The organism is Lacisediminihabitans sp., from assembly GCF_043726815.1.
GTDB lineage: Bacteria > Actinomycetota > Actinomycetes > Actinomycetales > Microbacteriaceae > Lacisediminihabitans.
This window is the reverse complement of record NZ_JAYSJZ010000120.1, coordinates 1-11,584: the sequence shown is the minus strand read 5'-3', so window position 1 is coordinate 11,584 and position 11,584 is coordinate 1. Positions and strand designations below refer to the sequence as shown.

The following is an 11,584-nucleotide window of genomic DNA, read 5'->3' as shown; positions in this document are numbered from 1 at the left end:
ATCCGTGTCTACCCAGTCACGTACCCGTAGCAAGACGCGCCTGTCGCGTGCGTTGGGCATCCCGCTCACGCCGAAGGCCGCCAAGTACCTCGAGAAGCGTCCGTACCCCCCGGGGGAGCACGGCCGCACCAAGCGCAAGACCGACAGCGACTACGCCGTGCGTCTTCGCGAGAAGCAGCGCCTGCGTGCCCAGTACGGCATCCGCGAGGCCCAGCTCAAGATCCAGTTCGAGGAGGCGCGCCGCGCCGATGGCCTGACCGGTGAGAACCTGGTCGAGCAGCTCGAGATGCGTCTCGACGCCCTTCTCGTTCGCGCCGCGATCGCCCGCACCACCGCCCAGGCTCGCCAGATGGTGGTGCACCGTCACATCCTCGTCGACGGCCAGCGCGTCGACCGCCCGTCCTTCCGCGTGAAGCCGGGCCAGCTCATCCACGTTCACCCCAAGAGCGAGGGCATGGAGCCGTTCCAGGTTGCAGCGGCCGGCGGTCACGTCGACGTTCTGCCGAAGACGCCCGGCTACCTCGAGGTGGAGATCGACAAGCTGCAGGCCCGCCTCGTGCGTCGCCCGAAGCGCGCCGAGGTTCCCGTGACCTGTGAAGTTCAGCTCGTCGTGGAGTACTACGCCGCTCGCTAACGCGAATACAGTGGGAGCGGATCGCCTTTGGGCGGTCCGCTCCTTCTCGTTTAACTGACACGATTGGCGGATCTCATGAGCGGTGGCGACATTGCCGGACTGATTGCCGCGGCGGTCTTCGCCGTGCTGGTCGGGCTGCTGGCCATCCCCCTGGTGAAGCTCGGCCGGGTGCTCGACGAGACCCGCGACGCGATCCACGAGCTCAGCGCCAACGTGACGCCGATCCTCGAGGAGGCCACCGTGACGATCGGTGAGACCAACAAGCAGCTCGCCAGGGTCGACGCCATCACGAGCGGGATCGCCGACGCCACCGGCAACGTGTCGTCGCTGATCGCGCTGTTCGCGGCCACCCTCGGCGGGCCGCTCATCAAGCTCGCCGGTTTCACCGCGGCAGTGCGGGTGGCGATCTCCGGGCTGAAGCCGAAGTCCCGTTCGAAGTAAGCTTGATTCAGGCTTCGCTGGCGGAACATCCGTTTCGCCGCTCACGAGGGAGTAATTTTCATGAAGAACGTACTGTGGCTCATCATCGGGGTCGGCCTCGGCTTCGTCGCCGCCCACCAGTTGAACAAGACCCCAGAGGGCAGGCGGTTCTTCGAGGATGTCGACAGCCGCGCCCACGAGTTCTCGAACGCCGTCATCGACGGCTACAAGACTCGCGAGGCGGAGCTGCGGGCGGCGGTGGCGGACGCGGAAGGCGTGATCGCCGACCTGTCGAAGCGCGCCTCGAGCTAGTCCCCACACTTCCCGGCCGGGTCCGCCCGGCCCCCACCCCAGGACACCATGCAGACCGCTGATATTCGTCGACGCTGGCTCGACTACTTTTCCGAACGTGGCCACACGGTCGTGCCATCCGCCTCCCTGGTGAGCGACGATCCGTCCCTGCTCTTCACGGTGGCCGGGATGGTGCCGTTCGTGCCGTACCTCTCCGGGCTGGTGCCGCCGCCGTACCCCCGCGCCACGAGCGTGCAGAAGTGCATCCGCACCCTCGACATCGAGGAGGTCGGCAAGACGACGCGCCACGGCACGTTCTTCCAGATGAACGGCAACTTCTCGTTCGGCGACTACTTCAAGGAACAGGCCATCGCCTACGCCTGGGAGTTGCTCACCACCTCCGAGGCCGACGGCGGCTACGGCTTCGCCGAGAAGGACCTCTGGGTCACCGTCTACCAGGACGACGACGAGGCCGTCGGGCACTGGAAGAGGATCGCCGGCCTGCCGGACGAGCGCATCCAGCGCCTCGGCATGGAGAGCAACTACTGGTCAACGGGCCAGCCGGGTCCGGCCGGCCCGAGCTCGGAGATCTTCTTCGACCGCGGACCGAAGTACGGCAAGGACGGCGGACCCGCCGCGGACGACGACCGGTACATCGAGATCTGGAATCTCGTGTTCATGCAGTACCTGCGCGGACCGGGCCAGGGCAAGAACTTCGAGATCCTCGGCGAACTGCCCAAGAAGAACATCGACACCGGCATGGGACTCGAGCGCGTGGCGTTCATCAAGCAGGGCGTCGAGAACCTCTACGAGATCGACCAGGTGCGCCCCGTTCTCGACCGGGCGGCCGACATCTCGGGCCGGCGCTACGGTGCGGATCACGACGACGACGTGCGGATGCGCGTGGTCGCCGACCACGTGCGCTCCGCCCTCATGCTCATGGCCGACGGCGTCACGCCGTCCAACGAGGGCCGCGGCTACGTGCTGCGCCGCCTTCTGCGCCGCAGCGTGCGCTCGATGCGCCTGCTCGGCGTCGACGCCCCCACCTTCACCGAACTGTTCACGACGTCGCGCGACGCGATGAAGGCCGCCTACCCCGAGGTCGAGCACGACTACGACCGTATCGGACGGCTTGCATACGCGGAGGAGGAGACCTTCCTGCGCACGCTGGTGAGCGGCACGAGCATCCTCGACCTCGCGGTGGCGAAGACGCAGAAGTCCGGGGCTCGCGAGCTGCCGGGCGACACGGCCTTCCTGCTGCACGACACCTTCGGATTCCCGATCGACCTCACCCTCGAGATGGCGGAGGAGGCCGGGCTGAGCGTCGACCGCGCCGCCTTCGACGCGCTCATGCTCGACCAGCGCACCATGGCGAAGGCCGATGCGAAGGCCAAGAAGACCCTCATGGCCGACCTCTCGGTCTACAGCGCCTTCCGCGCCAAGGGCGAGACGGTGTTCACCGGATACGACTACCTCACCACGGATTCGACCATTCTCGGCCTGATCGTGGGCGGCGTCTCCGTGGACCGCGCGGCGGCGGGCGACATCGCCGAGGTGATCCTCGCCGAGACGTCGCTCTATCCGGAATCCGGCGGCCAGGAGGCCGACGCCGGAAGCATCGTCGGCAACGGTTTCGATCTCGAGGTTCTCGACGTGCAGCGCCCGGTCAAGGGGCTCGTGAGCCACCGGGTTCAGGTGCGCTCCGGCGAGGTGAGCGTGGGGGCCGCCGCCACGAGCGTGGTGGACCCGGAGTGGCGCCGCGGCGCGACCCAGGCCCATTCCGCGACCCATCTCATCCATGCCGCGCTGCGCGAGGTTCTCGGGCCGGAGGCGCACCAGGCCGGTTCGTACAACAAGGCCGGCTACATGCGCCTGGACTTCAACTGGAGCAATCCACTCTCCGCCGCCACGCGCAGCGAGATCGAGGAGATCTCCAACAACGCGATCCGCCAGAACCTCGAGGTGGAGACCCGGGTGATGCCGCTCGACGAGGCGCGGGCGCTGGGCGCCATGGCGCTCTTCGGCGAGAAGTACGGCGAGACCGTGCGCGTCGTGGAGATCGGCGGCCCCTGGTCGCTCGAGCTGTGCGCGGGCACGCACGTGACCCGCAGTTCGGAGATCGGGCTCATCAACCTGGTGAGCGAGTCGTCGATCGGCTCGACCAACCGCCGCATCGAGTCGCTCGTGGGCATCGAGGCGTTCCGCGACCTCGCCACCGAGCGCGCGATCGTCTCCGAACTCACCTCGAGCCTGAAGACACCGCGCGACCAGATTCCGGAGCGGATCTCCGAGTTGCTCTCCAGCCTCAAGGCCGCCGAGAAGCGAATCGCCGAGTTCGAGTCTGCCGCGCTGCTCGAACGTGTGCCGGCGCTCGTCGCCGAGGCGACCACCGTGGGCGGTCTCACGGTGCTCAGTCGGCACGTGGGCGCGCTGTCGTCGTCCGACGACCTCCGGAGCCTCGTGACGGCTGTTCGTGGCCGACTCGGGGCCGAGCCGGCCGTCGTGGCCCTCGCCGCTGATGTCGCCGGCAAGCCGGCGGTCATCGTCGCCACCAACGACGCCTCGCGCCGGCGCGGCATCAAGGCCGGGGCGCTCGCGAAGACCGCGGCATCCATTCTCGGCGGTGGAGGCGGCGGCAAGGACGACCTGGCCCAGGGCGGCGGGTCGAAGCTCGACGCGATCCCGGCCGCGCTCGAGGCCATCGTGGCCGCGCTGCCGAGGTAGCGCGTGCGGCCAGGCGTGCGGCTGGGCATCGATGTCGGCAAGGTTCGGATCGGCGTGGCGTCGAGCGACCCTCACGGCATGCTCGCCACTCCGGTGGCCACGGTGCAGCGGGGAGACGGAGACGTCGAACGGATCCTCGCCGAGGCGGCCGAGCGCGCCGCCGTCGAGATCGTTGTCGGGTTGCCGATCGCCCTTTCCGGGGCGGACTCCGCGTCGACCCAGGACGCCCGGGACTTCGCCGCCCGGGTCGCGCGCGCCACGACGGTGCCGGTGCGGCTCGTGGATGAACGGCTCTCCACGGTCTCTGCGCACCGCGCCATGCGCGCCACCGGCCGCAGCACCCGGAAGTCGCGGCCGGTCATCGATCAAGTCGCGGCGGTTATAATCTTGCAGCACGCCCTCGACGCCGAGAGATCCGGTGGAAAACCACCCGGAGCCGCCGTCGAGCCGGACGAAGGAACGTGACTCGTGGCAGATGAGCCCAGCTGGGATGACATCTTTTCATCGCAACCCGGCACGACGGCCGCGGAGAACCAGCCGGCGCCCCAGAGCCGCCGCGAGGCGAAGGAAAGCTCCGGCCGCCGCGAGGCCAAGGCGAACTCCGGCCGCCGCGAGACCAGGACCACCACCGAGGCGCCCGTTCGCCACGAGCGGGTGCGGCGAGGCGGCGACCGCGTGGACGAGTACGGCATGCCGCCGAGGCGCAAGCGCAGGCTCACCTGGTTGTGGGTGCTCATCGGCATCGTCGTGCTGCTGGGCGGAGCCTCCGCCGCCGCCTACTTCACCTTCGAACCGCAGATCAAGCAGGTGCTCGGCTGGGCGGAGCCGATCGACTACACCGGCTCCGGCACCGGCAAGGTCGTCGTGACGATCACCAACGGCCAGATCGGTTCGGATGTCGCGAAGACCCTTGCGAGCGCCGGAGTCACCAAGACCTACACCGCCTTCTACAAGCTCCTGCTCAAGCAGGACCCGCAGGTGCAGTTCCATCCCGGCAGTTACGCGCTCAAGAAGCAGATGAGTGCCAAGTCCGCCCTGGCCGCCCTCACCGATCCGAAGAACAAGGTGTCGACTCAGCTCGTGCTGCCGGAGGGGATCACCGTCAAGGGCGTGATCAAACGGCTCTCCGACCTGAGCGAGAGCACCGGAATCTCGGCGGCGCAACTGCAGGCCGCCGCGGCGGACTACAAATCGTTCGGCCTGCCGGCCGAGGCCCCCAGTCTGGAGGGCTACCTCTTTCCAGCCACGTACTCGATCGAGGCGGGCCAGACCGCTCATGCCGTGCTCCAGACCCTCGTCACCACGATGTTCCAGCATCTGGACGCCGACGGGGTGGCGCCGGCCGACCGCCACAAGGTGCTCACCCTCGCCGCCCTCACGCAGAAGGAGGGCGGCAGCTCGGCCGACTTCTTCAAGGTGGCGCGGGTCTGGGACAACCGGATCGCGGCCGGCATGCCGCTGCAGTCCGACGCGACGGTGAGCTACGGCTCCGGGGGCACCACGATCTCCACCACCGACGCCCAGCGCGCGGACAAGAGCAACCCGTACAACACCTACGCGCACACCGGGCTGCCGATCGGGCCGATCTCCAACCCCGGCGACGACGCGATCAAGGCGACGCTGCATCCGGCGGATGGCACCTGGCTCTTTTTCGTGCTCGTGAACGGCGAAACGGGGGAGACGGTGTTCTCCACGACCCTCGCCGAACACAACGCGGCGGTCAAACAGTGGCAGGCGTGGCTGCGCGCCCACCCCGGGTTCGACGGGTGACCGTCGTCGAGCGTCGGCTGGCGGTGCTCGGTTCGCCGATCGCACACTCCCAGTCGCCCGCCCTGCACCGGGCCGCGTACGCCGCCCTCGGGCTGCCCTGGACCTACGACGCGATCGAGGTGACGACGGATGCCCTGCCGGACTTCCTGGCCTCCTGCGGACCGGAATGGCGCGGGCTCTCGCTCACCATGCCGCTCAAGCGCGACGTGCTGCCGTTGCTCGACGAGATGGACGAGTACGTGGAGATCACCGGCGGCGCGAACACCGTGATCTTCGACGAGCACGGAGGAGGCCGCACGACGCGCGGTTTCAACACCGACGTGTACGGCTTTCGCGAGGCGTTCCGCTCCGTGGGAGTGCGCCGTCTCAGCTCGGTTCGCCTCCTGGGCGGGGGCGCAACCGCCGCCTCGGCGATGGCGGCCGTCGCCGAGCTCGGGGCGACCAGGATCGCCATCTCCGCGCGCACGCCGCGGAAGGTGACACGGCTCCTCGCGCTGGGCGACCGACTCGGCGTCGACGTGGAGATCGAGCAGTTGAGCGAGCTCGACGACAGCGTCGTGCCCGATGTCGTGATCAGCACGATCCCGGGTTCCGCGCAGCTGGACATCCCCTTCACCGAGGAGACCCGGGCGAAGAGCGTGCTGCTCGAGGTGGCATACGACCCCTGGCCAACGCCCCTCGCTGCCTCGTGGTTCGAGGCGGGCGGCCGGGTGATCCCCGGAATCGAAATGCTCGTCAACCAGGCGCTCATGCAGGTGCGCATCTTCGTGAGCGGTCATCCGCATCGGGCGCTGCGCGGCGAGCATCGCGTCTTCGCCGCGATGCGGGCGTCGGTCGGCCTCGACGGAGCACCCGCGTAGGCCACGCGCACGGGGGGAGTTTTTCCCTGTGCAAGGATTATGACCATGCTTCGATGGTTGACCGCAGGGGAATCGCACGGTCCGGAACTGGTGGCGATCCTCGAGGGTCTGCCGGCCGGAGTGCCCGTGTCGATGGCCGGGATTCGCGCCGACCTGCACCGCCGCACGCTCGGCTACGGCCGCGGCGCACGGCAGAAGTTCGAGCAGGATGAGCTGACGATCAGCGGCGGTGTGCGCTTCGGCCTGACCATGGGCAGCCCGATCGCCCTGCGGATCGGCAACACCGAGTGGCCGCGCTGGGTCGATGTGATGAGCGCCGAACCGGTGGACCCGGAGTCGCTGCCCAAGGGCAGAGGGGCCCCGCTCACCCGGCCGCGACCGGGGCACGCCGACCTCGTCGGCATGCAGAAGTACGGTTTCGACGAGTCTCGCAACGTGCTCGAACGCGCGAGCGCCCGCGAGACGGCCGCCCGGGTGGCCCTCGGTGCCGTCGCCCGCTCGTTCCTCGGTGAGCTCGGCATCCGGTTACTCGCCCACACGCTGTCCATCGGTTCGGTGCGCGTGCCGGAGGGCACTGCGCTTCCGGGCCCGGCCGACGTCCCGGCCCTCGACGCCGACCCGCTGCGCTGCTTCGACGCGGCCACCTCGCGACTCATGGTCGCCGAGGTGGATGCCGCCCACGAGGACGGCGACACCCTCGGTGGAGTGGTGGAGGTGCTCGCCTACGGCGTGCCGCCCGGGCTTGGTTCCTACACGCACTGGGATCGTCGGCTCGACTCCCAGCTCGCCGCGGCCCTCATGGGCATCCAGGCCATCAAGGGCGTCGAGGTGGGCGACGGCTTCCTCACCGCGACCCGCCGCGGCTCTGAGGCGCACGACGAGCTCTTCCAGACGGATGACGGCATCGCCCGGTCGAGCGACCGTGCCGGGGGCACAGAGGGTGGCATGAGCACCGGCACCGTGCTGCGGGTGCGCGCGGGGATGAAGCCCATCTCCACCGTGCCCCACGCGCTGCGCACGGTGGACATCGCCGGTGGTGGAGCCGCCGAGGCGCATCACCAGCGCTCGGACGTGTGCGCGGTGCCGGCGGCGGGAGTCGTCGCCGAGGCCATGGTCGCGCTCGTGCTCGCCAACGCGGTGCTCGAGAAGTTCGGCGGGGACTCGGTAGTGGAGACCCGGCGCAACCTCGACGGCTACCTCGCCGCCATTCCGAACAACCTGCGCACCTCGGCGGCCTCCGACCCGCTGCTCGGTTCGTGAGCGAGGCGGGCCCGCACGTCGTGCTGATCGGGCCGCCCGGCGCGGGCAAGACCCGGCTCGGCAAACGGATCGCCCGGCTGCTCAAGGCGAGCTTCATCGACACCGACCGACGCATCGTGGCCAAACACGGCCCGATCGCCGAGATCTTCGCCCAGCGCGGCGAGGAGTATTTTCGCCGGCTCGAACGCGCGGAGGTGGCCCAGGCGCTCACCGAGCGGGCGGTGGTCTCGCTCGGCGGGGGAGCGGTGCTCAACCCGGACACCCAGCGCGAGCTGGCGCAGCACCGCGTGGTTCTCGTGACCGTGAGTCCCGAGGCCGTGGAGGCGCGCATCGCCGGATCGACAAGGCCGCTCGTCGCGGGCGGCATCGAGGCCTGGTCGAGGCTCGTCGAGGCCCGCCGCGAGATCTACGAGAGGCTCGCCACCGCCACCTGGGACACCTCGAGCCGGCCGATCGACTCGATAGCAAACGAAATCGCCGAGTGGGTCTCCGCCGGCGACCCGATGAAGGACACCCCGTGAGCACCGTCACCAAGATCACCGTCCCCGTCCCCGGGGCAGACGCCTACGACGTCATCGTCGGACGCGACATCCTCGATCAGCTCCCCGGCATCATCGGGCCGAACGCGCGCAAGGTGCTGATCGTTCATCCGCCGACGCTCGGCGCGCGGGCGGCGGCGCTGCGGGAGAGGCTCACCGGCGACTACGAGGTGCTGCTCGCCGAGATCCCGGATGCCGAGACCGGAAAGCGCGTGGAGGTCGCCGCGTTCTGCTGGCAGGTGATGGGGCAGGCGGACTTCACCCGCACGGATGCCGTGATCGGCTTCGGCGGAGGGTCGGTCACCGACCTCGCCGGCTTCGTCGCCGCGACCTGGCTGCGCGGGGTGCGGCTCGTCAACGTGCCGACGACCCTCCTCGGCATGGTCGACGCTGCCATCGGCGGCAAGACCGGGATCAACACCGCGGAGGGCAAGAACCTCGTGGGCGCGTTCTACCCGCCCGCCGGGGTGGTGGTGGACCTCGACACCCTCGAGGGCATCAGCCAGATGGAGATCCTGGCCGGCTTCGGCGAGGTCGTGAAGTACGGCTTCATCGCGGAGCCCGAGATCCTCGACATCATCGAGCGTTCCGTCGAGATCGCGACCGACCCGCGGTCCGACGAGTTCCGTCGGCTGGTCGAGCTGTCGATCGGCATCAAGGCGCGGGTGGTCGGGCACGACCTCAAGGAGTCTGGCCTGCGGGAGATTCTCAACTACGGCCACACCCTCGGCCACGCCATCGAATACGCGGAGCGGTTCCAGTGGCGGCACGGGGCCGCGGTCGCCATCGGCATGGTCTACGCCGCGGAGCTCGCGCGGCTCACCGGCCGGTTGTCCGACGAGGTGGTCGACCGGCACCGCAGCATCCTCACCTCGCTGCAGCTTCCGGTCAGCTACCCGGTAGGGCGCTGGAGCACCCTGCTCTCGGTGATGAAGCGCGACAAGAAGGCGCGCGGGGCGCTGCTGAGGTTCATCGTGCTCGACGACATCGCCAAGCCGACGACCCTCACCGGGCCTGACGAGAGCCTGCTCTTCGCCGCCTACCAGGAGATCGGCTCCTAACACGGCCGCCAGCGCGCCGCCAGCGCTTCTCCGGAGGTTTAGCGCTCTACGAGGTCGAAGATCGCGAATTCGGGCCGAAACGGACTCCCCGCCGACCGAACCTCCGGAGAAACGCGGGTTGGTCGGGCGGAACGCGGGTCGGTCCGGAGCCGGCGGCCCGGGGTCGACGCGGTCGGCAGGCGGATGTCGCCCGGTAGGCTCGACAACCATGGGCAGCATCCTCGTACTCAACGGTCCCAACCTCGGTCGCCTCGGCAGCCGGGAACCGGACGTCTACGGCAGCGGCACCCTCGACGACCTCCGCGCCAGGCTCGACTCCGAGGCACCCCCCGGCCACGCCATCGACCTTCGCCAGACCAATGACGAGGCGGAGCTGATCGGCTGGCTCTACGAGGCCGTCGACACGGCAAGCCCGGTCATCCTCAATCCGGCGGCGTTCACGCACTACTCCTACGCGCTTCGGGATGCCGCGGCCATGGTCACCAAGGCGGGCCTGATCCTCGTCGAGGTGCACATCTCGAACCCCCACGCACGCGAGGAATTCCGCCACAACAGCGTCATCTCGGGGGTCGCCACCGGGGTTATCGCGGGCTTCGGTTTCGACTCATACCTGCTCGCCCTCGACGCCGTAAACAGGCTCCTCGGCTAGCGAATGCCCTGAGGGGTGCGCCGAGCCGGTAAACTCGTGGTTTCGGCGCCTGCGCGCCCACCAACCTTTTCCCTCCAGAACGGATTTCTACAGCCATGGCCTCAACAGCTGACATCAGGAACGGTGTCGTTCTCAACATGGACGGCCAGCTCTGGACCGTAATCGACTTCCAGCACGTGAAGCCCGGCAAGGGCGGCGCGTTCGTGCGCACCAAGGTCAAGAACGTCATGAGCGGCAAGGTCGTGGACCGCACGTTCAACGCCGGCGCGAAGATCGAGACCGAGACTGTCGACCGCTCGGAGTTCCAGTACCTCTACGCCGACGGCGAGAACTACGTGTTCATGGACGTGGGCAACTACGACCAGATCACCCTGTCCGCCGCCCAGGTCGGTGACGCGTCCAACTTCATGCTGGAGAACCAGAACGTGACGATCGCCCTGCACAACGGCGACCCGCTCTACGTCGAGCTCCCGGCATCCGTCGTGCTGGAGATCACCTACACCGAGCCTGGTCTGCAGGGCGACCGCTCCACCGGCGGCACCAAGCCCGCCACGGTGGAGACCGGCTATCAGATCCAGGTGCCACTGTTCCTCGAGCAGGGCACCAAGGTCAAGGTCGACACGCGCGACGGCAGCTACCTCGGCCGCGTCAACTAGTGGGCGCCCGCACCAAGGCACGCAAGCGCGCGATCGACCTGCTCTACGGGGCAGACGTGCGCGAGATCTCGCTCAACTCCGCGATCGCCGTCGAGGCCGAGCGCGCGAAGAGTGAGCCGGACCGCTGGGCGTCCTGGACCTACGCTCGCGAGATCGTCGAGGGCATCGCCGAGCACGGCGACGAGATCGATGAGCTCATCGAGACCCACGCCCAGGGCTGGACGATCAACCGGATGCCGGTTCTCGATCGTGCGATCCTGCGCATCGGGATCTGGGAGATCATGTTCAACGACGAGATTCCGGATGCCGTGGCCATCTCCGAGGCCGTCGAGGCCGCGCAGGAGTACAGCACCGAGGACTCGGCGGGCTTCGTGAACGGGCTGCTCGGCCGGATCGCCCAGCTGCACGTCTGACGCTGCGCTGACGCCGCGCTGACTTTCGCGCTGACTTTCGCGTTTCTCCGGAGGTTTCGCCGCCGCGGCATCCGATCCGGTCCGAATCGGGCCGAAACGGTCGCGCGAGGGCCGAACCTCCGGAGAAGCGCTGCCTGCGCCGGGATGCTCGGGCCGCAGATGCACGGAGGGCCGTCGGTGGGGCCCACGCTAACTCACTCCCGCGATGGGGCTCTGCGTTTCTCCGGAGGTTTCGCCGCCGCGGCATCCGATCCGGTCCGAATCGGGCCGAAACGGTCGCGCGAGGGCCGAACCTCCGGAGAAGCGC

General features: G+C 68.8%; 13 protein-coding genes. All 13 read left to right on the top strand.

Annotated features, from left to right (window positions below; all coding sequences use genetic code 11):
* The first annotated feature begins 4 nt into the window (after window positions 1–4).
* Window positions 5–634: a 30S ribosomal protein S4 gene (gene rpsD, locus ACHZD8_RS17675; protein WP_147782347.1), complete on the top strand. Its 630-nt coding sequence runs from the start codon at window positions 5–7 to the stop codon at window positions 632–634.
* A 75-nt stretch (window positions 635–709) separates the two neighbouring features.
* Window positions 710–1,075, top strand: a complete 366-nt coding sequence (locus ACHZD8_RS17670) for a DUF948 domain-containing protein (RefSeq protein WP_331898962.1) — start codon at window positions 710–712, stop codon at window positions 1,073–1,075.
* A 60-nt stretch (window positions 1,076–1,135) separates the two neighbouring features.
* The gene (locus ACHZD8_RS17665) at window positions 1,136–1,366 is read left to right on the top strand and encodes a hypothetical protein (protein ID WP_394771742.1); all 231 of its coding nucleotides are present in this window, start codon (window positions 1,136–1,138) and stop codon (window positions 1,364–1,366) included.
* A 48-nt stretch (window positions 1,367–1,414) separates the two neighbouring features.
* Window positions 1,415–4,069, top strand: a complete 2,655-nt coding sequence (alaS, locus tag ACHZD8_RS17660) for an alanine--tRNA ligase (RefSeq protein ID WP_394771741.1) — start codon at window positions 1,415–1,417, stop codon at window positions 4,067–4,069.
* 3 nt (window positions 4,070–4,072) lie between these two features.
* Entirely contained in the window at window positions 4,073–4,534 is a 462-nt protein-coding gene (ruvX, locus tag ACHZD8_RS17655) for a Holliday junction resolvase RuvX (RefSeq protein WP_394771740.1), read from the top strand.
* Window positions 4,535–4,537: 3 nt separating this feature from the next.
* On the top strand, window positions 4,538–5,839 hold the full coding sequence (gene mltG, locus ACHZD8_RS17650; RefSeq protein WP_394771739.1) for an endolytic transglycosylase MltG: 1,302 nt from the start codon (window positions 4,538–4,540) through the stop codon (window positions 5,837–5,839).
* On the top strand, window positions 5,806–6,699 hold the full coding sequence (locus ACHZD8_RS17645) for a shikimate dehydrogenase (RefSeq protein WP_394771738.1): 894 nt from the start codon (window positions 5,806–5,808) through the stop codon (window positions 6,697–6,699). The genes mltG and ACHZD8_RS17645 overlap by 34 nt, the downstream gene beginning before the upstream one ends.
* 45 nt (window positions 6,700–6,744) lie before the next feature.
* On the top strand, window positions 6,745–7,959 hold the full coding sequence (gene aroC, locus ACHZD8_RS17640) for a chorismate synthase (RefSeq protein ID WP_394771737.1): 1,215 nt from the start codon (window positions 6,745–6,747) through the stop codon (window positions 7,957–7,959).
* The gene (locus ACHZD8_RS17635) at window positions 7,956–8,480 is read left to right on the top strand and encodes a shikimate kinase (RefSeq protein WP_394771736.1); all 525 of its coding nucleotides are present in this window, start codon (window positions 7,956–7,958) and stop codon (window positions 8,478–8,480) included. The genes aroC and ACHZD8_RS17635 overlap by 4 nt, the downstream gene beginning before the upstream one ends.
* Complete coding sequence (gene aroB / locus ACHZD8_RS17630; RefSeq protein ID WP_394771735.1) at window positions 8,477–9,559, top strand: 3-dehydroquinate synthase; 1,083 nt, start codon at window positions 8,477–8,479, stop codon at window positions 9,557–9,559. Before ACHZD8_RS17635 ends, aroB begins: the two co-directional genes overlap by 4 nt.
* A gap of 208 nt (window positions 9,560–9,767) precedes the next feature.
* Window positions 9,768–10,208, top strand: coding sequence for a type II 3-dehydroquinate dehydratase (locus tag ACHZD8_RS17625; RefSeq protein WP_394771734.1), 441 nt, complete (start codon window positions 9,768–9,770; stop codon window positions 10,206–10,208).
* Between the two features lie 95 nt (window positions 10,209–10,303).
* Window positions 10,304–10,864 carry an elongation factor P gene (gene efp / locus ACHZD8_RS17620; RefSeq protein ID WP_394771733.1) on the top strand — a complete coding sequence of 187 codons (561 nt, stop codon included), beginning with the start codon at window positions 10,304–10,306 and terminating at the stop codon, window positions 10,862–10,864.
* On the top strand, window positions 10,864–11,277 hold the full coding sequence (gene nusB, locus ACHZD8_RS17615; RefSeq protein WP_394771732.1) for a transcription antitermination factor NusB: 414 nt from the start codon (window positions 10,864–10,866) through the stop codon (window positions 11,275–11,277). Before efp ends, nusB begins: the two co-directional genes overlap by 1 nt.
* The last annotated feature ends 307 nt before the right edge of the window (window positions 11,278–11,584 follow it).

What these genes read in the sequence shown, in the direction of transcription:
- ACHZD8_RS17670 (WP_331898962.1), top strand. Translation starts at nt 710, where the DNA reads ATGAGCGGTGGCGACATTGCCGGACTGATTGCCGCGGCGGTCTTCGCC.
- ACHZD8_RS17665 (WP_394771742.1), top strand. Translation starts at nt 1,136, where the DNA reads ATGAAGAACGTACTGTGGCTCATCATCGGGGTCGGCCTCGGCTTCGTC.
- alaS (WP_394771741.1), top strand. Translation starts at nt 1,415, where the DNA reads ATGCAGACCGCTGATATTCGTCGACGCTGGCTCGACTACTTTTCCGAA.
- aroC (WP_394771737.1), top strand. Translation starts at nt 6,745, where the DNA reads ATGCTTCGATGGTTGACCGCAGGGGAATCGCACGGTCCGGAACTGGTG.
- ACHZD8_RS17625 (WP_394771734.1), top strand. Translation starts at nt 9,768, where the DNA reads ATGGGCAGCATCCTCGTACTCAACGGTCCCAACCTCGGTCGCCTCGGC.
- efp (WP_394771733.1), top strand. Translation starts at nt 10,304, where the DNA reads ATGGCCTCAACAGCTGACATCAGGAACGGTGTCGTTCTCAACATGGAC.